This window comes from Streptomyces sp. A01 (genome assembly GCF_059026195.1).
In genome coordinates this window covers 328,800-349,767 of sequence record NZ_JBWLKN010000005.1, presented here as the reverse complement: position 1 = coordinate 349,767, position 20,968 = coordinate 328,800, and the positions used below count along the sequence as shown (strand labels likewise).

The following is a 20,968-nucleotide window of genomic DNA, read 5'->3' as shown; positions in this document are numbered from 1 at the left end:
CGACGACCCCACGACGCCCCGACAACCACCCGATACCGCGCCACCGCGCCACCGCGCCACGTAGCAAGGGAAAGCCGGATGCACTCTGATCAGCCGAGCCACCAGCCGCCGTACGACGCCCAGACGCCGACCGCCGCCGACCGCCACAGCGTGATCCAGGTCCGGGGGGCCAGGGAGAACAATCTCCAGAACGTCTCCCTCGACCTCCCCAAGCGCCGCCTCACCGTCTTCACCGGCGTCTCCGGGTCAGGAAAGTCCTCCCTCGTCTTCGGCACCATCGCCGCCGAGTCACAGCGACTGATCAACGAGACGTACACGGCTTTCATCCAGTCGTTCATGCCGAGCCTGGGCCGCCCCGATGTCGACTCCCTGCACAACCTGAGCGCCGCCATCGTCGTCGACCAGGAGCGGATGGGCGCCAACTCCCGTTCCACGGTGGGCACGGCGACCGACGCGTACACGATGCTGCGGATCATCTTCAGCCGGCTGGGAACACCGCACATAGGCACCTCCAGCGCCTTCAGCTTCAACAGCGCCGAAGGCATGTGCCCCGAGTGCGAGGGGATCGGAGAGGCGTCGAAGATCGACCTCGACCAGCTCCTCGACCGGGAGCTGTCCCTCAACGAGGGGGCCATCACCGCGCCCGGGTTCGCCGTCGACTCCTGGTACTGGCAGGTGCTGGCCCACTCCGGGCTCTACGACCCGGACAAGAAGCTGAAGGACTTCACCGAGACCGAGTGGCAGGACCTGCTGTACAAGCCGTCCGTGAAGATCAAGGTCGGCTCGAACAACTTCACCTACGAAGGGCTCGTCACCAAGGTCCAGAGGATCTACCTGTCCAAGGACAGGGACTCCATGCAGTCCCACGTCAGGACCTTCGTGGACCGGGCCGTCGTCTTCACCGCCTGCCCCGCGTGCGGCGGTGCCCGGATCAGCGCCGCCGCGCTCTCTTCCACGATCAACGGCGTCAACATCGCGCAGTGCTCGGCGATGCAGATCAGCGATCTGGCCGCATTCGTACGCGGCATCGACGACGCCTCGGTGGCGCCGATGCTGACCAGCCTGCGGCACCTGCTGGAGTCCCTGGTCGAGATCGGTCTCGGCTATCTGAGCCTGGACCGCACCTCCTCGACCCTGTCCGGCGGTGAGGCGCAGCGGGTGAAGATGGTCCGGCACCTCGGCTCCAGCCTGACTGACGTCACCTACGTCTTCGACGAGCCCACCATCGGCCTGCACCCGCACGACATCCAGCGCATGAACAGCCTGCTGCTGCGCCTGCGCGACAAGGGCAACACGGTGCTCGTCGTGGAGCACAAGCCCGAGGTCATCGCCATCGCCGACCATGTCGTCGACCTCGGCCCCGGGGCCGGTACGGACGGAGGGCAGCTCTGTTACGCCGGTGATGTGCCCGGGCTGCGCGCCTCCGGCACCCTGACCGGACGCCATCTGGAACACCGCGCGCGGCTGCGCGAGCAGGTACGGAAGCCCCAGGGGCAGCTGTCCATCGAGGGCGCCGACCGGCACAACCTCAAGGACGTCAGCGTGGACATCCCGCTGGGCGTGCTGACCGTGGTCACCGGGGTCGCCGGGTCCGGCAAGAGCTCACTGATCCACAGCTACGTCAGTGGCCGGGACGGCGTGGCCGTCGCCGACCAGTCCCCGATCCGTGGCTCCCGCCGCTCCAACCCGGCGACGTACACCGGCCTGCTGAACCCGATCCGTACCGCGTTCGCCAAGGCCAACGGCGTCAAAGCGGCCCTGTTCAGCGCCAACTCGGAGGGCGCGTGCCCGGGCTGCAACGGCCTCGGGCTCGTCTACACCGACCTCGCCATGATGGCCGGTGTGGCCTCACCCTGCGAGGAGTGCGAAGGCAAGCGCTTCACGCCGGAGGTGCTGACGTACACCCTGCGCGGCAAGAACATCAGCGAAGTGCTCGGCATGTCGGTCGCCGAGGCGCATGAGTTCTTCCCGTCGGGCCAGGCGCGCGCCATCCTCGGTCGGCTCACCGACGTCGGCCTGAGCTATCTGCGGCTCGGTCAGCCGCTGAACACCCTCTCCGGCGGCGAACGGCAGCGGATCAAGCTCGCCATCCACATGGCCGACAAGTCCTCGACGTACGTCCTGGACGAGCCCACGACAGGTCTGCACATGGCGGACGTGGACAAGCTCCTCGCGCTGCTGGACCGGTTGGCCGACGACGGCAACACGGTCATCGTCATCGAGCACCACCTGGCCGTGATGGCGCACGCCGACTGGCTCATCGACCTCGGCCCCGGCGGCGGACACGACGGCGGCCGCGTCGTCTTCAGCGGCACGCCGTCCGACCTGGTCGCCCAGGCGGACACACTCACCGCCCAGCACCTGCGCGCCTACGTCGGAGCCGACGCGTAACCGTCGCCGCCGCAGCCCCACCCGGTGAACGGCACCCTGGATGACGCCGTCACCAGGTGGGGCGGGCCGAGACGCCGCCGTCGACCACGAGGTCATGGCCGGTGATCCAGGAGGCCATCGGCGAGGCGAGGAAGACGCAGGCGTCGCCGACGTCCTCGGGCCGCCCCAGCCTGCCGGTGGGGGCGGCCCGCTCCCAGCGCCGCACGCCGACCGGCCAGTCCTCCGCCAGGCCGTCGCGGGCGATCAGCCCCGGCGAGACGGTGTTGACCCGGATGCCCCGCGGCCCGTACTCCAGGGCGGCGGAGCGGGCGTGCATGACGACGGCCGCCTTCGACGCGCAGTAGTGCGCGTGCAGCGCGGTGGGCTGGGCGGCCTCGATGGAGGCGATATGGGTGACCGTGCCGCCACCGCCCGGCGCCATCACGGCGGCGGCGGCCTGCGTGCAGGCGAAAGCGCTCAGCACATTGGCGTCGACCACCGCGCGCCAGTCGGCGGCGGTCATGGCCGCCAGCTCCTGGGTGGGCTGCACGCCCGCGTTGTTGACCAGCGCGGTGAGCCGCCCACGCCACTCGGCGGCCTCCGCCACCAGCCGATGGCAGTCCTCCTCGCCGGACAGGTCCGCGCGCAGCGCGAGCGCACTGCCACCCCGCTCGGCGATGCCCGCCACGAGCGCTTCGGCGGCGCTGCCGCTCGTACGGTAATGCGCGACGACGGCAGCCCCGGCGGCGGCGAAACGCAGCGCGATCCCCTGCCCGAGGCCACCGCCCGCCCCGGTCACGAGGACCACCTGCCCACTGAGGTCGGGAAGTTGCCCGCCCTCCCCCGGGCCGCCGGTCACGGACGGCACAGCGCCGGTCACGGGCGGCACAGCGCGGCGATCCGCGCTGCCTCCTGCGGATACCGCGCGCCGAGGTCGGCGGCGTCCCCGTGCTCGTACCCCTCGTAGGTGAACCCGGGTGCCATCGTGCAACCGAACAGCGCCCACGCGCCGCCGTCGGCGACACGGCCGCCCATCCAGGTTCCGGCGGGCACGGTGTACTGCACGTGCTGCCCGGCGAGCACGTCAGGGCCGAGCGTGACCGTACGGGACGACCCGTCCGCCGCCAGCAGGAGCAGCGCCAGCGGGTCACCCAGGTAGAAGTGCCAGACCTCGTCGGTCGGCAGCCGGTGCAGCGCGGAGTAGTCACCGGGCTCCGTGGTCAGCAACCCGACGATCGCCGACCCCTCGGGCCGCCCGTCGGCCAGCTCAGCCCCGGCCCACGTCCGCCGGAACCGGCCTCCCTCGCGGGGCAGCGGCTGAAGCCCGTAGAGCTGAACCAACTCCTCCGGGCTGGGCGTACGAGGCCCGGCAGTGTCGTCGCTACGCATGGATCGGCCCTCCGCTGACAATCAGCCACCCACCCTACGCACGCACCCGGCGAGACGAACTCCTCAACGAGGCTTTCAGGCGCTGATCTGAGCGGCCTTCTCGCGCAGTGCCTGCGCCTCCGGCGTTCCCTGGTAGCGGCGAAGCCGTACGCGCATGTCGCGCAGGGCGGCTCGGATCTTCACTGAACGGACGCCGTCGGCACACTCAAGGAAGTCGCCCCAGGTCGTCATCGCGCCGTCCACGTCGCCTTGTCGCAGTCGTACAACCCCCAGATCCGCGAGAACGATGGCGCGAGTGCGTCGTCGGTCGAGGCCATGGATGTCCAGGGCGAGGTGCAGGTGATCCTCAGCGGCATCCAGGTCACCGAGCCGGGCACGGATCATCCCGCTCTCGTGTGCCCATCGACCAGGTGAGTAGTGCGCGGCCCACGACTCGCCTCCCGGCGCTGCGGGGCGACCGATGGCCGACTCGGAGGCCGCCAGGTGCTGTGTGGCCAGGCGGCGGTCGTCATCCTGGGCGGCGGCGTTGGCGAGGGTCGCCTCGTAATAGGCGACGGCACGCGGGTTGTCGAGGTGACGGCCATAGTCCACACACGCTTCACCGAGCTGGACCGCTTCTGCCCGGTAGCCCAACTCAACGCATTGGACAGCGAGACCCCGTAAGGCCGTGGCGGACAGCTCGGCGTCACCGGCTTCGGCGGCCAGCCGGAAGGCGTGGGCGTAGTAACCCTGGGCAAGTCCGCGCAGCTCGGGCGTGTCACCCTCATCCTGGGCCATCCAGCCGGCCAAGTGGACGAGCTGGCTTGTCGCGCCAAAGAGCTCGCGGCCGATGGCCTCGGTGAAGCGGCCTTCCAGCCAGGGTGCGACGTCCTGGGTGAGGTATCGGACAGCAAGGTGGCGTGCATGGCCGCCGCCCAGCTCGGAGGCCGAGTCACCGAGCGACTTCACCAGCTGCTTGACGGCCGCTACCTCGCCCTTGCCCACGCGTACGGAACCGGCGGAGGCGTTCCGGGAACGGCGCGTAATGCTTTCGAGGTCGGGCAGTCCGAGGGCCGCCAGGGCGTAGCCGCTGGTGGCGGTGATGAAGTTCCGGCGGTCCACGTCACTCCTTCCCAACTCAAGGACTGCGATCACGGTATCCGCGGGTGGCTGAGTCGGCCCATCACTGCGCGAAGCATTGATCGCCTCGATATCGAGGTCCAGCACTGCCGCCACATACGGCCACCAGTATTCCGGCGCCCGGTCACCGGCCATCCACTTGTGGGCGTACTGCCTGGATAACCGGCCCGGGTGGCCACTCTCCGCCATCGACACCGCGCGGGCCAGGTCACTCGGACCCCACCGCCGTGCTTCGCATGCCCGCATGATCAGGGCCGCAACTCCCTGCTTCGTCACCCCGTCACCCCACCCTCCTGGACTACACGGGAGTACACAGGACTACATCGTGAACCTTCCTCGACGGCGGTAACCGGCCGTTGACTGGACATCACCCGCTGGATTCCCGACGAGGCGCGCACCTGACGCCCGTCCGGCCTGATGTAACGGGCAGCCGCCCCTACCGCTGAAGGAGACGCCAGTGCCCACGACCGCTCAGAACAGCTCCCGTCAAACCACGCCTCGGCTCCCAGCCGACGAAGTGGTGACCCATACCGCAGCGGATGTTGCCTCGCATCCCTTCATCAGACACGTCGCCCCGGTCAGGCGAGACCTGCGCTACGACCGCACGAGTGGTCACGCCCGCCTCCCGGTCGAGGTGTGCCTACGGGACGGCACGACGATCCCCACCACTCTCGTCTTGGACCCCGGCCAGGCCCAGTTGTTCGTCATCCAGCTGGAGCGCGGCATCGCCTTGCGAGAGAACGCCATGGCCACGAGCTGAACCCCCCGAACTTGAGCCCCACCTCTTAGGGAGGACCCGTGCGACAGCTCTCCGCGCCCGCGACGACGGACGTCCGGCTGACCACCGGCTACTACGTGGACGCCCGCGGCCTCAGCCCGTACGTCACGCACCTGCTCGCCCGCTGCCAGACAGTCTTCGACGTAAAACCACTGCTGGCCGCTGACCTCGACAACCCCTCGATCCACGGACTCGGCACTGACCACGGCGGCGTGATCGACCCAGGTGCCCTCATTCAGGGCGAAGTCATCGTCCAGTCCGGAGCTCGCATCGAGGCCGGGGCCATGGTCTTCGGACCTGCCCTCATCTGCACGGGCGCGGTCGTCAGCGCGGGTGCCCTGGTCCGCGAGTACAGCGTGATCGGGCCTGGCTGCCGGATCGGCTTCAACGCGGAGATCACGCGCAGCCTGCTCGTCGGACACGTCTTCGCCAAGCATGCCTGCTTCATCGGCGACTCCGTCATCGGCTGCCGGGTGAACTTCGGTGCCTTCTGCTCTACCACCGGCTTGCGCTGTGACAGTGGCCCGGTAGCCGAACCGGCGATCGAGGAGATCACTGTGAACCTCGACGGCCGCCGCATCGGCACCGGCCAGACGAAGTTCGGCGCGGTCGTTGGCGACGAAGTGACCCTGCCTGCTGGGACCGCGCTCTCCCCCGGCACGCTGATCGGTTCCGGGACCGTGATCTATCCCCGCAACCAGCTCGGCGGCACTCTGCCCGTCGGCTCCCGGGTCCGGTGACTGCCTTGCGGCCCCCCACCGATGGCATCGTCAGGGTCACTGGCGGCAGGCCGCTCCTCGGCAGCTATCGCGTGCAGGGCAGCAAGAACATCGCCCTCCACCTCTACGCCGCCGCTCTCCTGGCCGACGAGCCTGTCACCCTGCGCAACGCCCCCGATGTCGTGGACACCGGCGTGTGCGCCCGCCTCCTTCAACACACGGGCGCGAGCGCGGCGTACGACGGAAACGACTTCACCGTCACACCCGCCGCCGCGCTCTGCCCCGTCATCCACCCGCAATTCGGGCGCCTCGTTCGTACGGCCACCGTCCTCGGCGCTTCAGTACTGGCCCGCACCGGGATGGTGTCCTTCCCTTACCCCGGCGGTGACGCGTTCTGTCCACGGTTCATCGATCGCCACCTCGCAGCCATGGAAGCCGCGGGCGCGGACCTTTTCAGTTCCCACACAGGAATTCGCGCCATCACCAGCCGTAGCGGCGTGCAGCCGTTCACCGTGGACGTGGGTACTCCGTACGGGCCGAGCCTGGGCGCGACCGTGACCGCCATGCTCCTGGCCGCCCGCGCACCCGGCACCTCCCTCGTCAACAACCCCAGCACCGAGCCGGAGGTGACTGAGACCGCCCGCTTCCTCGCGGAGCGCGGGGTGGGCATCGCCTTCGACGGTGCCGGACTGCACGTCACCGGCGCCGACCACATCGGCGGCGGCACCTTCACCGTAACCGGCGACCGCATCGAAGCCGCGACCGTAGCCATGGCCGCCGCGGCGACTGGTGGCGGCGTCACCTTGAGCAGCATCACACTCGCTGACCTCCCCGAAGGCCTGACCACCCCACTTTCCGCAGCGGGCCTGGCCCTCAGCTTCGCCGGACGCGCCGCCGAAGCCCTCCCGACGCAGTCCCTGGACGCCATTGATACTCAAACCGGCCCGCATCCGGCTCTCCCCACGGATACCGCACCGCAACTCGCCGCACTGCTCACCCAGGCAACCGGCACCTCTCTGATCCGCGAGCGCGTCTACCCACAGCGGGACACACACGTAGCCCCCCTTCGAGCCTTCGGCGCCGACATCAGCGCCACTGGCCCGCTGATCCACGTACGCGGCCCCGTACGCCTGCGAGCGGCCCAAGCCGAGGCCTCCGACATCCGCGCGGTGACCGCCCTTCTGATCGCTGCACTCACAGCGGATGGCACCTCTACGATCCGGGGCCTGCACCACTTACGGCGCGGCTACGGCCACTTGCTCGATGGGCTGACCACGCTGGGAGCCGAGATCACCACTGAACCGGAGACTCCGTAAATGACCTACCCCACAGCCTTCTCCGTCGCCGACAACCACGCCCTGCACGAGGCTCTGCGCACTGCTGTCGCCAACGGTGCCACCCCCGGTGGTGTCGTCATCACTGGTTCCGCGACCGGCCCCCGCACTCTCCTCTCCGCAGGCGCCATTGCCCCTGAACGGGGACCCGAAGCCCCCGACCAGCACACGGTCTACGACATCGCTTCCCTCACCAAGGTCGTCGCCACATGGCCACTCATCGGCCGCGCCCTCGACCAGGGCCTGCTCGACCTCGACGCGCCCCTCCGCGACGCCCTACCGTCCATGAAGGGCGAAACGCCCAGCGCCGACCCCACCATCCGTCAACTTCTCGCCCACACCAGCGGCGTACGCGCATCTACACGCCTCGACCACTACCGGGGCGCCGAGCTGCCGCTCCACGAGCTCATGAGCTGCGAGCCGCTGGAAGGCACCCCGGGACGCACCCATCGATACGTCAACCGGGGCTTCATCCTCCTCGGCCTCGCCTTGGCCCACGTCCACCAGCAGCCGCTCGACCAGCTCGCCCACACCCTGTGGACCAACCTTGGCATGCGTCACACCACATACGGGCCAGTCACCCGTTCCCCGCAGGTCGCCCCGACCGAACGGCGTCTCCCCGGCGTACCGCGTATCTGGGGCTCAGCGCATGACGACAACGCCGCCCTGATGGGTGGGATCGCCGGCCACGCCGGAGTCTTCGCCAGCACCAACGACCTAGCCACCTACGCCGAACAACTCCTCATCGCCTACACCAACGAGGACGCCGCCCTCGGCAGCTGGCTCCGAAGCAGCCTCGTTCCACATGCCGAGATTGAACCGAGTCTTCACCGTGGCCTCGGCTGGATCAGCGCCCATACCGGCCAGGTCGCCTACCACCACGGCTTCACTGGCACGAGCATCTACCTCGCCCCGGCCGTCGGCCGCTACATCGTGATCTGCACCAACGCCGTCCACAACGGTCCGGCCCGCACTCGAATCGCACCCCTGCGTGCCCTTGCACTGAAGATGGTCTCCGCAACCTGATAGGAGACGCACCAGCCCCGCCGTCTTGACGCAGCCGTACAGCTCGGCGGAGGCCTCGGCCGAGCCATAGTTGATCACCTCGCCCAGGCCCTTCCCAGGGTCGTCCCCGCCGCTTCCCGTAATCGGCGCATCTCCGAGCCGAAGAGATGTCGGGCAGGCCGGTCGGGCGTCAAGTCGCATGGACATGCGGGCATGTGCAACCCCTTTTCCCGTCAAGTGATTGCTGATCCCAGGAGACCAGCGCGAGACGAGGTACCCCCCATGGCATCACCCCCTGAACACCTCCGCCAGCACGCCGAAGCCGTACAACTCGCCATGGGCAGAACTCTCCTGGGCCACGTACGGGACCTGATGGCCGATCCCAGGGCCTCGGCCCATCTGCTGCGCTACTCGTGCGCGCGGTTGTCGGAGAGTCTGGACGACGCGCTACGGATCGCCGATCAACGGAGCGGCCAGGCACGCGCAACCGACGTACTTGGCCCGGTCAGTGACGACCCGGCGCTTTCGGCGGAAGTGACGGAAGTGACGGAATGAGCCTCCCGTACGAGATCTCCCGGCCTACGGCCACCAGACCCACGCACGATGCAGCCCTTGCGAGCCCTGCCGTTCCGCGCTTCATCCAGCACACCATTCGCCAAGCACCCGAGGCAGATGTGACGTACGAAGCCTTCTGTATGACGGTCGGCTGCCGGGCCGAATCCGGCGGCTACGAGAGCCAGGACGCAGCACAGGACTGGTGCTTGCGCCACACCGGCCGCCACCCTGGGCATGACCTGTTCCGCCGGGTGGTCACGGACTACGCCCGGGTCCTCCGAAGTGAGGCGTGACGTACAAGGTCGTGAACGTACGAGCACGGAGCGGTCGGTGACGGGAAGCGCCGCCGGTGCGGTGGGTAGCCCCCGTCGGGCACCCACCGCACGGCGGCGGCTGGCTCTCCGCGCTACCGCGCGGCGTGCGCGCTGCGTGCGGTGCGTTCGCGCAGGGACTCGACCGTCCGCGCGAAGCTCTCCGCGCCGTGGCCCCGGGACACCTGCTCGTCGAACAGCGCCTGGAGGGGCGCCAGCAGGTCGGTGGGGACGCCTTGGGCCGTGGTGGCCGCCAGGATGTTGGCCAGGCCCGCCTGGTTGATGACGAGGTTGGACGTCTCGGTCGCGTAGTCGCCGGAGTCGATCTCCGCGGCGAAGCCGGGCAGCGCGGCGGCGGCCTCGGTCAGCCAGCGGACCAGCAGCGTGGTGAGGTCGGCCGCCTTGATGCCCGCCGCCTCGGCCAGAGCCGCCGCCTGGAAGAAACCCGCGAACATGCCGTACATCCCGCTGAGCAGGGCCACGTCGTAGACCGGGGCCAGGCCCGGATCGGCGCCGACGAAGGTGGCGGAGCCGAGGAGTTCGAGCTGCGGGCGGTTCGCCTCGAAGGCGGTGGCCGAACCGCTGTAGACGACGAACGCCTCCGGGGTGCCGACGGTCTGCGGCACCGCGTACACCGCGCCGTCCACGTAGGAAGCGCCCTGCGCGGACACCCAGGCGGCGAGTTCGCGGGCCTGCTCAGGGATGCCCGAGGTGACATTGACCAGCACCCGGCCCGCCAGCGCGGCGGCCGCCGGGGTGAGCAGCGCCCGTACCGCGTCGTAGTCGAGGACGCAGACGATCACCAGATCGCCTGCCGCGATGGCCTCGGCCACGCTGGCCGCCCGGGTCGCTCCCTTGGCGACCAGTCTGTCGGCCTTCGCCCCGGAACGGTTCCAGACGGTCACGGGGTGTCCGTTGTCGAGATAGATGTCGGCGAGCACCTGGCCCAGGTTGCCGAGTCCGATGATCGTGATGTGCTGCTTGTGCGTGGTGGACATGTCCGCTCGCTCCTCTGTTTCGTGGTTGCGCGGTTGCGCGGTCGCGCAGTCGCGCGGTTCCCGCGGTTTGTTGTCTCGGTGGTGCGCTGCCGCTGTCCCGGTGATGCGTTGGGGCGTACGCGGCGGCCGTGCCGTTCGCCCGCTTCCGGGCTGTTGATGACCACCTTCCGGGGGCGCGCTGCCGATCGGCTGTCGGTCCACTGCCGGTCCGCTGTGAAGTGCGCGCGGCGGCTATCGTCTGTTCATGCGATTCGGGGTGCTGGGTCCGCTGGCTGTCTGGACGGCGGGGAATGAACCCGTACGCGTTCCCGGGGCCAAGGTGCGGGCTCTGCTTGCCCGGCTGCTGGTGGAGCCGGGGCGACCGGTGTCCGTGGACCGGCTGGTGGACGATCTGTGGAGTGGCGAGGAGCCGCCCGACCACCCCGCCAACGCCCTACAGGGCAAGGTGTCGCAGCTGCGCCGCGCGCTGGAAGCCGCCGAGCCGGGAGGCCGGGGGCTGGTGGTGTCAGGACCGGCCGGTTATCTGCTGCGGGCGGAGGGGGACGCCGTCGACGCGGGACGGTTCAGCGCACTGCTCGGGCAGGCTCGTACGGTCGCCGAACCGCGGGCGAGGACGCGGCTGCTGTCGGAGGCGCTGGGGCTGTGGCGGGGCGAGGCGTTCGCCGACTTCGCCGACGAGCCGTTCGCCCGGTCGGCCATCGCCCAGCTCGACGAGGACCGGCTGGCCGCGTACGAGGAGCAGGCCGAAGCCCGCCTCGAACTGGGCGAACACAGCGCGCTGACCGGTGAGCTCAGCGCCCTGGTGGCCAGGCATCCGCTACGGGAGAGGTTGCGCGCCGCGCAGCTGCGCGCCCTCTACCGCGCCGGGCGGCAGAGCGAGGCCCTTGACGGCTACGACGACCTGCGGCGCAGGCTCGCCGACGAGCTCGGCCTGGAGCCCAGCGGCGAACTGGCCGCTCTGCACCAGGCGATCCTGCGCCAGGAGCCCGGTCTCGCCGCACTGCCTGCCGAGCGCCGGCCGGGACCCCGCAGCAATCTGCCCGCCCCCGTCACCGGACTCGTCGGCCGGGCCGACGCCATCCCGGCGATCACCGAACTGCTCGCCACCGGTCGTCTGGTCACGCTCACCGGCCCAGGCGGTGTCGGCAAGACCCGGCTGGCCCTGGCGGTGGCGACACGCCTGGCGGACGCGGCGGAGCAGCGACCGGCAGCCGAGGCCCCGGGCGCGCTCAGCGGGTCCTCTGGTGCGCTCCCCGGATTTTCTGGTGCGGTCCTCAGGTCTCCCGGTGCGGTCCTCGGGTCTCCCGGTGGGTTCTCCGGATCTCCTCGTGGATTCCCCGAGTCTCCCGGTGGGTTCCCTGAGCCTCCCGGCGGATTCCCCGGTGAGTTCGTCGATGGGGCGTGGCTCGTGGAACTGGCCACGCTGGACGCCACCAGCGACGCGGTGTGCGCGGTGGTGGAGCGCGTCATGAAGGCCCTGTCCCTACGGGACGACACCGCCACGGACGGGGCACGCGACATGGCGCCACCCGTCCCGGTGGAGCGGCTGGCCGACGCCCTGCGGGGCAAGAGCCTGCTGCTCGTACTGGACAACTGCGAGCACCTGGTGGAACCGGTCGCCGAGGCGACCGGTGCGCTGCTGCGGCGCGTTCCCGGGTTGCGGGTGCTCGCCACGAGCCAGGAACCGCTCGGGCTGGCGGGCGAGCGCGTATGGGCGGTCCCTCCGCTGACCCTGCCAGACGCGGCGGCGGAGAACGACCCCGAGCGCCTGCTGGCGGCGAGCGCCGTCCAGCTCTTCATGGCCAGGGCGGCCACCGCCCCCGGATTCGCCCTGACCGCCGAGAACGCCGACGCGGTCGCGTCGATCTGTCACCGCCTGGACGGCATCCCGCTGGCGCTGGAACTGGCCGCCGCCCGGGTACGGACGCTGGGCGTGCACGGCCTGGCGGCAAGGCTCGACGACCGGTTCGCGTTGCTGTCCGGCGGATACCGCAACGCTCCCGCACGCCACCGCACGCTGCGGGCGATGATCGACTGGAGCTGGGAGCTGCTGTCGGACGCGGAACGCGTCGTCCTGCGCAGGCTGTCGGTATACGCGGGAGGCTGCACACCGGAGGCAGCTGAAGCGCTCTGCGCGGAAGACCGCACGGAAGATCCGGGCGCGGCGGCCGTACCGACGCCGTCGGCGACAACCGATGTCCCCCGTACGGAGATTGGGACCGCCCTCGGGCCTGGGGATGTGCTCGATCTGCTGGCCCGGCTGGTCGACCGTTCGCTGGTCGTCCTCGATGACGGACCCGAAGGGCCGCGCTACCGGCTCCTTGAGTCCGTATGCGACTACTGCTCCGAGCGGCTGCGCGCCGCCGGGGAGCTGGAGTGGGCGCGGGAGCGGCACAGCGCGTACTACGCGGCGTTGGCCACTGCGGCCGCTCCCCGGTTGCGCGGCCCCGACCAGCAGCGCTGGCTGCGACGGCTCGACCAGGAGAGCGCCAACCTGCGGCGCGCGCTCGACCATGCCGTACGGAGCGGGGCCGAGGAACGCGCGCTGTGCGTGGTCAACTCGCTGGCCCCGTACTGGGTGCTGCGCGGTCGCCTCGCCGAGGCCCACCGGGCGCTGGCCTCGGCCCTCGGCACCGGGCAGGAGCCGGAACAGGCGCAGCCGGTGCCGTCGCCGTCGCGTGCGCTGGCCATGGCGTGGCATACGGCGATCACGCTGACGGCGGGCGGCCCGCCGACGGACAGCCGACCAACGGACAGCCGTCCTACGGACAGTCCCCAGGCGGCCCCGGGCGCGGTAGCCCCACGTACGGCAGAGGCGCGTACGGCAGCAACACGTACGGCAGCAGAACGCGCGACAGAAGCACGTACAACAGCAGCCACGGCAGACGCAGGAACGGCAGACCCGGGCACAGCAACCGCAGGCACAGCAATCGCACGCCCGGCAGACGCAGGAACGGCAGACGCGGGCGCGGCCGACTCCGGCACAGTGGCGTCGGCCGGTGGCTCGGTCGCCGAGCGCATGATTCGTGCCGTACTGCGGATGTACGACGCCGTCGATGACCCGCCCGGCCGCCTGATGGCGCTGTGGCTGCTGGGGTCCGCGCAGATGGGAGCCGGGGACGTGGAAACCGGCGAGGACCTGGTGAACCAGGCCCTGGCCGGTTTCCGTGAACGGGGTGACTCCTGGGGCACGGCGGCCGCGCTGAGCGTGCGCGCCAGGCACGCCATGGCCCGTGGCGACCTCGACGCGGTGCGGCACGACGGCGAGCTGAGCGCGCGCCTGTTCCGTGAACTGGGCGACCGCTGGGGCCAGTCGCAGACGGTGTTCCCGCTGGCGTCCCTGGCCGAGTTCACCGGCGACTACGCGCGCGCCACCCGGTTGCACCACGAGGGACTCCTCATCGCCGAGGAGTTGGGGCTGTGGACGGAGGTGTCCCGGCGACTGACCGGTCTCGGCCGTCTCGCCCTGCTGACCGGCGACTACGAGCAGGCCCGCGCCCACCACCAGCGTGCCCACCAGCTCGCCCGGTCCCAGAACTTCAGGTCGGGCCAGGTCAGCGCGGAGATCGGGCTCGCGCTCGGAGCCCGCAGAGAGGGCGACTACGACACCGCCGAGCGGCATTGGCGTGCCCTGCTGAGCTGGTTCCGCGAGGTCGGCTACGAGCCCGGCGCCAGCCTGGTGCTCGCCGAGCTGGGTTTCACGGCCGAGCTGCGCGGAGACGCCGCCGCAGCCCTGGTCCTGCACCTGGACGGGTTCGCCGTAGCGCACGGCCTTGGCGACCCCCGGGCGATGGCACTGGCGCTGGAGGGGTTGGCCGGTGCGCGGGCCCGCGCCGGTCAGCACCGCCAGGCGGCGGTCCTGCTGGGCTCGGCCGCGGCGGCCCGGCAGTCCGTCGGCGCACCGCTGCCGCCCGCCGAACGCGGCGACGTGGACCGTGCCACCGCTGCCGCCCGCGAGGCGCTGGGCGCGGCGGCCTTCAGCGCCGCGTTCGACCAGGGTGCGCCGCTGTCCCCCAGCCAGGCCCGGGCGACGGTGGCCGAAGGTCCACAACGCCCAAGCGAAGCAAGTGGCGTGAACGGGGAACCGGCAGCCGCCCAGCGGTAGTCGAAAACTGTGGCCGGGGCCCGACGACCACGGGTCGAAGCACCCTGTGCGCCACGGCCGAAACAGACACAACGGGGGACTCATGCATGAGGTCATCTACGCGGAGAAGTCCTGGAACCCGCTGGCCACGACCGTCCAGCTGACCGACACCACGCTGAAGACCGGCGCGCAGCGCACGCCGCTGACCGAGCTGCACCTGGTGGCCATGGCCGAGGCGTTCCAGCGCGGGCAGTGGCTCGGTGGCGGTGGTTCCGAACGGCCGCTGAGCCGGATACCCGAGGGCAGCGGGGCGGTGCCCGTCGTACGGGTCTCGGGGTCGACGAAACTGGTGAAGGTGCGGCGGGCCGCCGAGTTCGTCGGTGTGCTCGGCCGGATGGCGACGCAGTTCAACGGCGGGCCGGGCGCCGTCGCCGCCATGGCAGGCCAGGCGCAGCGGGAAGGCGTGCCGCTGTGGATGGCGCGGCGGCAGGCACCGGCACCGTCCGGACCGGTCACGGTCACCGTGGACCGCCGCCTGGTCCGGGCCGACGTATGGGCGCAGGGAGCCCCCGTCGTCCGGCTGCGCGGTCCGTACGGCATGTCGTCGCGGGTGCGCGACCCCGGGGCCATGCTGAGTGTCACCATCGGCGAGGTGCCGGCGGCCGTGACCGTGACGTTCAGGCGGCGGTGGACCCAGCGCTCCGTGACCGTCTCGTCGCCGCTGGGGCACTGGGAGTTGCGGCGGCACAACAGGCGTACGTCGTCGCTCTCCCGCAACGGCGTGCTGGTGGCCTGGCTCGCCCGCCCGGCGCCCAACTCGGGCCGGGGCCTGCCCTTGCGGCCGCTCACGCAGGTGCGGCACGAGAACGCCGACCCGCTCGACGCCGTCATGGCCCACTTCTTCGCCATCTCCTTCGCCATCGGCGACGGCACCGGAATGGTCCGTTTCGGCACCCGCCGCCCCGCTCCGGAGCCGGGCGAGCCCATCGTCTGGGAGGAGCCCTGGTTCACCCACGTCGGTGGCGGCAGCGACGACTCGGGGTCCGGCGGCGGCGACAGCTGGGGTGATGGGGGAGGAAGCGACGGCGGGGGGAGTGGTGATGGCGGGGGCGGAGGCGGCGGAGATGGTGGCGGAGGCGGGGGCGGGGGCGAATAGGACGGGCGACGCCACGCCTGCCACGCCCCAGGCCAAAGGCAGGCCGGCGACAGGTCGGCGGCAGATCAGTGGCAGGTCAGTGGCAGGTCAGCAGCAGAAGATCAGCAGCGCGTCAGCGGCTCAGTGGGCGCCGGCCGCCGGCCGCCGCGGCCCGGTTGATCTGCGGGCTGTGCAGCACGTGCTCGCCCGCGCCCTGCCACTCCACCACGTTGATCATGGCGCGCCCCAGCCGCTCCGTCGTCGTCACATGCTTCGGCGCCAGCCGCCTGAGCAGTGGGTAGAGCCAGGAGATGGCCACGTAGATCGCCCGGTACGCGGGCGTCTTCGAGGTCTCGCCGTGCAGGGGCTGGATGTAGTTCGGCCGGAACATGTACGCGTGGAAGTCCAACGCGAGGAGCGCGTTCTCCGTACGGCCCTTCACCCGGGCCCACTTGGAGCGGCCGCGCTCGGTGCTGTCCGTGCCCTCACCCGAGACGTACGTGAAGGTGAGCGACGGGTTTCCGGCGCCGACCGCCCGCGCGGCGGCGACCGCGTAGTCGTACGTCACCCGCCGGTACTCCTCCTCCCGCTTGCCCGCCGCCGAAATGCCCAGGCAGTAGAAGCACGCGTCGAAGCCGGTGAGTTCGTCGGCGATGGCCGTGAAGTCGGTGAAGTCCTGGTGGAGGACTTCCCGGAACTTGGGATGCCGCTTCCCGATCGGCGTCCGCCCGACCGCCACCACGCTCTCCACCCGCTCATCCAGCAGGCACTCCCGCAGCACACCCTGGCCGACCATCCCCGTGGCGCCGAAGATCACTACCTTCACAGCACGCCACCCGGCACACTCAGCACGTCATCCAGCTCACTCAGCACGTCATCCAGCACAGCACGTCATCCAAGGTGTCGGGCAGGCGCATCCACGCTTGCCGGTGGCGAACCGGACGGCCCGCCCGCCGCCGCGTCCTCGCTCCCGCCGCACGCCACCGAGCCGACCAGATTCGTACCACTGATCCGCTCCCCCACACATCCCCTACGCAGCCCGCCCGGCTCGGCCCAGCCCGCCCGGTTCCGGCAGCTGACTCGGTCAGCTCACCGTGTCGTCGGCGCGGACCGCTCGCGGCTCCTCCGGGTCCGAGCGGACGGCGCCGACGGCCGCCATCGGAGATGTGGAGCGCAGCTCCCGGATGAGTTCCCTGACCGCCGGGTGCCGCGCCATCTCCGGCGTGGTGACGTAGCCGACGCCGCGGGCCGGGCGGCGTGGCCCGAGGTCGGTGATGGCGATCGCGGCGGGGGTGGCGACCAGTGCGAGGGCGGGCATGATGGCCATCCCCATGCCCTGCGCGACCATCGAGAGCACCACGGTGTCGTCCTCGACGTTGACCGTGGCGGGCGGTATCCACGCCTGGGCGTCCCACCACTCACGGGTGTACGAGCCGCAGTTCTCCTCCCAGTCGATCAGCGGGAGGGTGCGCGGCGCGGCGTGGCCCGGAGGGTGGATCAGGAAGTACGGCTCGTCGATCAGACCGGCCGACAGCAGCCCCGCAGGCGTCGGCTCGTTCGCGTTGAGGGTGGCGATGGCGAGGTCGGCCCGCCCGTCGGCCACCTCCCCCGCCGTGCCGCGCCCGACCTCCCGTACGATCCGCACCTCCGGTGTGAGCCCCGGGTGCCGTGCGGTGAGCCGGGCGAGGGCGGCGGGCAGCAGATGGGCGGCCGCGCTGCGGAAGGCGGCGATACGCAGCGGCCCCGAGATGCCGCCCGCCGCCTCCCCCTGGGTCTCGGCGGCCATCGTCCCCAGCAGCCGCAGGATGCGCCGGGCGTGCGCGCTGGCCCTCGCGCCGGCGGGGGTCGGCCTGGCACCGTGCCGGCCACGGTCGAACAGCACGGCGCCGAGCTTGCGCTCACAGGCCCGTACGGCATGGGAGACGGCCGACTGGGTCAGGCCGAGCCTGACCCCGGCCGCCGTGAACCCGCCCTCCTCCGCCACGGCCACCAACACCCGCAGCTCGGGCCCGGTGAGCTCCGCCGCCTCCGGCCGCGCGCCCTTGAACCGCGGCGCTACCGCGCTCCGGTCGGCGCGCCCGGAATCCCGCTGGGTCCGGCCGGTGCGCTGGGGCCCGGTCGCTGCGGCTGGGGCCCGGTGTGGACTGCTGGCGTCGGTTTCGGTCACCTGGCGCATCCAATCCCATGAACGGCCTTCATGGAAGGTGCTCTTCCATCGACGCAAGAGGCTGGGAGCCACCGTGGCACCGCTCTACGGTGACGCCATGACCAGCACCTTCCGCTCCGTACAGCAGATTTCCCGCCCTCATGGGGCGCCCACCGCCGACAACTTCACCTTCCTCCAGCAGCCACTGCCGACCGTGGCACCCGGCACGGCCCTTGTGGAGAACGTCTACCTCTCCGTTGATCCGTACATGCGCGAGGAGATGGACGGCGGCTGGGACCTGAACGCCCCGCTGGAGGGGCGGGCGATAGGCCGCGTCACAGCGTCCGGCGACCCCGCGCTGCCCGTCGGCGAACTCGTCTTCCACCGGGGCGGCTGGAGTACGCACGCGGTCGTCAGCTCAGCCGGGAACGCCCGGTTGCTGCCCCGGTACGAGGGGGTACCGGTGAGCGCCCACCTCGGTGTACTCGGCGGAACCGGACTGAGCGCCTACGTCGCGCTGACCAGGATCGCCAAGCTCCAGCCGGGAGAGACCGTCTTCATCTCGGCCGCAGCCGGAGGCGTGGGCAGCGCGGCCGGCCGGCTCGCCCGGCTGCTCGGCGCGGGTCGGGTGATCGGCAGCGCTGGCTCGGCGGCGAAGGTCGCGCACCTCGTCGACGACCTGGGTTTCGACGCCGCCTTCAACTACCACGACGGCCCGGTGAGCGAGCAGTTGGCGAAGGCCGCCCCCGACGGAATCGACGTGTACCTGGACAACGTCGGCGGCGACCACCTGGAGGCCGCGATCGGCTCGCTCCGAACGTACGGCCGCATCGCCTGGTGCGGAGCAGTGGCCCAGTACAACAGCGCCCAGCCACCCGCCGCCCCGCGCAACCTCTACGAGATCGTGGACAAGAGCCTTCGCCTTGAGGGCTTCGCGGTCCGCGACCACCCGCACGTCGCCGAGGAGCTGGCCGACTTCCTCGTACCGCACATCCAGGCGGGGCGGATCGTCATGGACCAGACGGTGTACGAGGGCTTCGACCGGGTCGTGGACGCGTTCCTCGGCGTACTGAGCGGGGCGAACACCGGCAAGATGCTCGTCCAGCTCACGCCCTCGGCGTAGGCGGCCAGACGGGAACGGTGGGTCCCGGACTGGGCGCGTGGCCGGGGCGGGCGGACGGGGCGCACGGACGGGACATACGGACGGGGCCGGGCGGAGGGTCGGGCGGACGGGGTCGTGCGGGAGCGCGCCATGGCGCCGTGGTCGTGGGGTGCGGTGCCGTGGGCGGTGGTGCCGGTAGTGGTGCCGGTAGTGCCCGTGTGGCGCGGTCGCGAAGCATCGGCGTGCGGGAAATGATGGAAGGCGTCGCTTGTGTCGGATGTGCGGCCGGTGAGCTACGGCTGGTCGCGATGGACCGAAAGGAGGACGGGGAACCTGTCCGCCATCTGAGGGCCGCTCCCCGACCGCCCATGGACAACAGCATTCGGCTCGCTCAGCAGCCGGAGGCCGACGCCCTCCTCAGCCGCAGCCCGCTGGCCACCATGATCGGGATGCTGCTGGACCAGCAGGTCCCCATGGAGTGGGCCTTCTCCGGCCCGTACACCATCGCGCAGCGCGTCGGCGGCGACGACCTCGACGCCCATGAGATCGCCACCTACGACCCCGAACGGTTCGCCGAGCTGCTGTCCGCCAAGCCCGCCGTGCACCGCTACCCGGGTTCCATGGCCAAGCGCGTGCAGCAGCTGTGCCAGTACCTGGTCGAGCACTACGGCGGCGACCCGGCCGCGTTGTGGCGCGACTGCGACGACGGCAAGGAGGTCCTGCGTCGGCTGAACGACCTGCCGGGCTTCGGCAAGCAGAAGTCGCAGATCTTCCTGGCGCTGCTCGGCAAGCAGCTCGGCGTGACACCGGCGGGCTGGCGCGAGGTGGCGGGCCCGTACGGCGACGTCGGCTCCTACCGCTCCGCCGCCGACATCACGGGGCCGGAGACGCTGGCCAAGGTCCGCGCGTACAAACAGAACGCCAAGCGGGCGGCACGCCAGGCACCGGAGAAGACCACCGGCGGCGGAACCGGCGGCAGCGGTCGTGGGAGCGCCGGGGCCAAGGGCGAGGGCAAGAGCGAGGGCAAGGCGTAGGGGCGCGTAGTAGCTCGTTCGTGTCGAATTCCGTCGCGCCCCTGCCGCCCCGGCGCAGCCGCCCGCGCTCGGGTTCTCAGACGGCGAGTGAGGCGGCCCAGAGGCCGTGACCGACGGATCTCCGCACCGGATGAGCGCGGAAGAACTGGCCCGGCCGCACGCGCCCGGAGAGGCGTCACCCTCCCGCAGTGCAGCGCCGACGCCGAACGCGAGGCTGACGCGGACCGGTCGAGGGGGCGATTTCGGCGGTGGTCAGTGCGCCCGGGACCCAAGCAGCGGCGGAGGACACGCTCCCACTCAGGAATCGCTCCCGATATGCCGCCGTTTATCACTTTCGCACTCTTGCCTCATGGCTGCGCCGGGTACCGCTTGCCCGGTAGGCTTTCCGTGTGATCTTCAAGCGCATCGGAAACGGGCGGCCGTACCCCGACCACGGCCGGGAAAGCACCCGCCAGTGGGCGGATGTGGCCCCACGCCCGGTACGCCTTGACCAGCTCGTCACCACCAAGCAGCAGCTCGATCTGGAGACGCTGCTCGCGGAGGACTCCACGTTCTACGGGGACCTCTTCGCCCATGTCGTGAAGTGGCAGGGCGATCTGTATCTGGAGGACGGACTCCACCGCGCGGTGCGCGCGGCGCTCCAGCAGCGGCAAGTGCTGCACGCGCGCGTGCTGGAACTGGGCTGAGCGGGCCGGCCCCGCCGCCCCAGCACCGAAGCGACACCCCCACCCGGTAAAGCAACACGCTCCTGCCCGGTCTCGTAGCGGGTGCCGACCGGTCTCGTACGGGTACCGAGCACGGGGTCTCGCACCGGATGCCGGGTTCGTACCACCAGCACCGAACAAGCGCGGCCGGGCCCGGCACGACCACCCCGGCATCGAGCGAGCGC

General features: G+C 71.0%; 18 protein-coding genes. 12 read left to right on the top strand and 6 right to left on the bottom strand.

Annotation, left to right across the window (positions count from 1 at the left end; genetic code table 11):
* Positions 1-78 precede the first annotated feature (78 nt).
* Positions 79-2,391: an ATP-binding cassette domain-containing protein gene (locus AC5P1B_RS09420; RefSeq protein ID WP_493886156.1), complete on the top strand. Its 2,313-nt coding sequence runs from the start codon at positions 79-81 to the stop codon at positions 2,389-2,391.
* A 49-nt stretch (positions 2,392-2,440) separates the two neighbouring features.
* On the opposite strand, the gene AC5P1B_RS09415 is transcribed toward AC5P1B_RS09420, so the two are convergent.
* The 3 genes from AC5P1B_RS09415 to AC5P1B_RS09405 form a co-directional block, all read right to left on the bottom strand.
* The gene (locus AC5P1B_RS09415; protein ID WP_493886154.1) at positions 2,441-3,250 is read right to left on the bottom strand and encodes an SDR family NAD(P)-dependent oxidoreductase; all 810 of its coding nucleotides are present in this window, start codon (positions 3,248-3,250) and stop codon (positions 2,441-2,443) included.
* On the bottom strand, positions 3,247-3,759 hold the full coding sequence (locus tag AC5P1B_RS09410) for a cupin domain-containing protein (RefSeq protein WP_493886153.1): 513 nt from the start codon (positions 3,757-3,759) through the stop codon (positions 3,247-3,249). Before AC5P1B_RS09410 ends, AC5P1B_RS09415 begins: the two co-directional genes overlap by 4 nt.
* A gap of 75 nt (positions 3,760-3,834) precedes the next feature.
* Positions 3,835-5,124 carry an NsdA family TPR-like regulatory protein gene (locus AC5P1B_RS09405; protein WP_493886202.1) on the bottom strand — a complete coding sequence of 430 codons (1,290 nt, stop codon included), beginning with the start codon at positions 5,122-5,124 and terminating at the stop codon, positions 3,835-3,837.
* A 211-nt stretch (positions 5,125-5,335) separates the two neighbouring features.
* Here AC5P1B_RS09405 and AC5P1B_RS09400 point away from each other — a divergent pair, with 211 nt between their 5' ends.
* The 6 genes from AC5P1B_RS09400 (at position 5,336) to AC5P1B_RS09375 (ending at position 9,562) form a co-directional block, all read left to right on the top strand.
* On the top strand, positions 5,336-5,638 hold the full coding sequence (locus AC5P1B_RS09400) for a hypothetical protein (protein WP_493886152.1): 303 nt from the start codon (positions 5,336-5,338) through the stop codon (positions 5,636-5,638).
* A 38-nt stretch (positions 5,639-5,676) separates the two neighbouring features.
* On the top strand, positions 5,677-6,396 hold the full coding sequence (locus AC5P1B_RS09395) for a hypothetical protein (RefSeq protein WP_493886151.1): 720 nt from the start codon (positions 5,677-5,679) through the stop codon (positions 6,394-6,396).
* 5 nt (positions 6,397-6,401) lie between these two features.
* Complete coding sequence (locus tag AC5P1B_RS09390; protein WP_493886150.1) at positions 6,402-7,691, top strand: UDP-N-acetylglucosamine 1-carboxyvinyltransferase; 1,290 nt, start codon at positions 6,402-6,404, stop codon at positions 7,689-7,691.
* Positions 7,692-8,735 (top strand): serine hydrolase domain-containing protein, encoded by a 1,044-nt coding sequence (locus tag AC5P1B_RS09385; protein WP_493886149.1) that lies wholly within the window; start codon positions 7,692-7,694, stop codon positions 8,733-8,735.
* Positions 8,736-8,996: 261 nt separating this feature from the next.
* On the top strand, positions 8,997-9,269 hold the full coding sequence (locus AC5P1B_RS09380) for a hypothetical protein (RefSeq protein WP_493886148.1): 273 nt from the start codon (positions 8,997-8,999) through the stop codon (positions 9,267-9,269).
* The gene (locus AC5P1B_RS09375; protein ID WP_493886146.1) at positions 9,266-9,562 is read left to right on the top strand and encodes a DUF7848 domain-containing protein; all 297 of its coding nucleotides are present in this window, start codon (positions 9,266-9,268) and stop codon (positions 9,560-9,562) included. The genes AC5P1B_RS09380 and AC5P1B_RS09375 overlap by 4 nt, the downstream gene beginning before the upstream one ends.
* A 113-nt stretch (positions 9,563-9,675) precedes the next feature.
* Here the strand turns inward: AC5P1B_RS09375 and AC5P1B_RS09370 are convergent, their stop codons facing one another.
* Complete coding sequence (locus tag AC5P1B_RS09370) at positions 9,676-10,779, bottom strand: NAD(P)-dependent oxidoreductase (RefSeq protein WP_493886145.1); 1,104 nt, start codon at positions 10,777-10,779, stop codon at positions 9,676-9,678.
* Between the two features lie 43 nt (positions 10,780-10,822).
* Here AC5P1B_RS09370 and AC5P1B_RS09365 point away from each other — a divergent pair, with 43 nt between their 5' ends.
* Together AC5P1B_RS09365 and AC5P1B_RS09360 are read left to right on the top strand one after the other, a co-directional pair.
* Positions 10,823-14,683: an AfsR/SARP family transcriptional regulator gene (locus AC5P1B_RS09365; RefSeq protein ID WP_493886144.1), complete on the top strand. Its 3,861-nt coding sequence runs from the start codon at positions 10,823-10,825 to the stop codon at positions 14,681-14,683.
* A gap of 82 nt (positions 14,684-14,765) precedes the next feature.
* Positions 14,766-15,818, top strand: a complete 1,053-nt coding sequence (locus tag AC5P1B_RS09360; RefSeq protein WP_493886143.1) for a hypothetical protein — start codon at positions 14,766-14,768, stop codon at positions 15,816-15,818.
* Between the two features lie 112 nt (positions 15,819-15,930).
* Here AC5P1B_RS09360 and AC5P1B_RS09355 read toward each other — a convergent pair whose 3' ends face one another.
* Both AC5P1B_RS09355 and AC5P1B_RS09350 read right to left on the bottom strand, forming a co-directional pair.
* Complete coding sequence (locus AC5P1B_RS09355) at positions 15,931-16,623, bottom strand: Rossmann-fold NAD(P)-binding domain-containing protein (protein ID WP_493886142.1); 693 nt, start codon at positions 16,621-16,623, stop codon at positions 15,931-15,933.
* 258 nt (positions 16,624-16,881) lie between these two features.
* Entirely contained in the window at positions 16,882-17,799 is a 918-nt protein-coding gene (locus tag AC5P1B_RS09350) for a LysR family transcriptional regulator (RefSeq protein WP_493886201.1), read from the bottom strand.
* A 262-nt stretch (positions 17,800-18,061) separates the two neighbouring features.
* Between AC5P1B_RS09350 and AC5P1B_RS09345 the strand changes: the two genes are divergently transcribed.
* From AC5P1B_RS09345 to AC5P1B_RS09335, 3 genes are all read left to right on the top strand, one after another.
* Positions 18,062-19,066 carry an NADP-dependent oxidoreductase gene (locus AC5P1B_RS09345; protein WP_493886141.1) on the top strand — a complete coding sequence of 335 codons (1,005 nt, stop codon included), beginning with the start codon at positions 18,062-18,064 and terminating at the stop codon, positions 19,064-19,066.
* 347 nt (positions 19,067-19,413) lie between these two features.
* On the top strand, positions 19,414-20,079 hold the full coding sequence (locus AC5P1B_RS09340; RefSeq protein WP_493886140.1) for an HhH-GPD-type base excision DNA repair protein: 666 nt from the start codon (positions 19,414-19,416) through the stop codon (positions 20,077-20,079).
* 389 nt (positions 20,080-20,468) lie between these two features.
* Positions 20,469-20,765, top strand: a complete 297-nt coding sequence (locus tag AC5P1B_RS09335; protein ID WP_003986294.1) for a type II toxin-antitoxin system VapB family antitoxin — start codon at positions 20,469-20,471, stop codon at positions 20,763-20,765.
* Positions 20,766-20,968 lie beyond the last annotated feature (203 nt).

What these genes read in the sequence shown, in the direction of transcription:
- AC5P1B_RS09420 (WP_493886156.1), top strand. Translation starts at nt 79, where the DNA reads ATGCACTCTGATCAGCCGAGCCACCAGCCGCCGTACGACGCCCAGACG.
- AC5P1B_RS09410 (WP_493886153.1), bottom strand. Translation starts at nt 3,759, where the DNA reads ATGCGTAGCGACGACACTGCCGGGCCTCGTACGCCCAGCCCGGAGGAG.
- AC5P1B_RS09405 (WP_493886202.1), bottom strand. Translation starts at nt 5,124, where the DNA reads ATGCGGGCATGCGAAGCACGGCGGTGGGGTCCGAGTGACCTGGCCCGC.
- AC5P1B_RS09385 (WP_493886149.1), top strand. Translation starts at nt 7,692, where the DNA reads ATGACCTACCCCACAGCCTTCTCCGTCGCCGACAACCACGCCCTGCAC.
- AC5P1B_RS09380 (WP_493886148.1), top strand. Translation starts at nt 8,997, where the DNA reads ATGGCATCACCCCCTGAACACCTCCGCCAGCACGCCGAAGCCGTACAA.
- AC5P1B_RS09375 (WP_493886146.1), top strand. Translation starts at nt 9,266, where the DNA reads ATGAGCCTCCCGTACGAGATCTCCCGGCCTACGGCCACCAGACCCACG.
- AC5P1B_RS09365 (WP_493886144.1), top strand. Translation starts at nt 10,823, where the DNA reads ATGCGATTCGGGGTGCTGGGTCCGCTGGCTGTCTGGACGGCGGGGAAT.
- AC5P1B_RS09360 (WP_493886143.1), top strand. Translation starts at nt 14,766, where the DNA reads ATGCATGAGGTCATCTACGCGGAGAAGTCCTGGAACCCGCTGGCCACG.
- AC5P1B_RS09345 (WP_493886141.1), top strand. Translation starts at nt 18,062, where the DNA reads ATGACCAGCACCTTCCGCTCCGTACAGCAGATTTCCCGCCCTCATGGG.
- AC5P1B_RS09340 (WP_493886140.1), top strand. Translation starts at nt 19,414, where the DNA reads ATGGACAACAGCATTCGGCTCGCTCAGCAGCCGGAGGCCGACGCCCTC.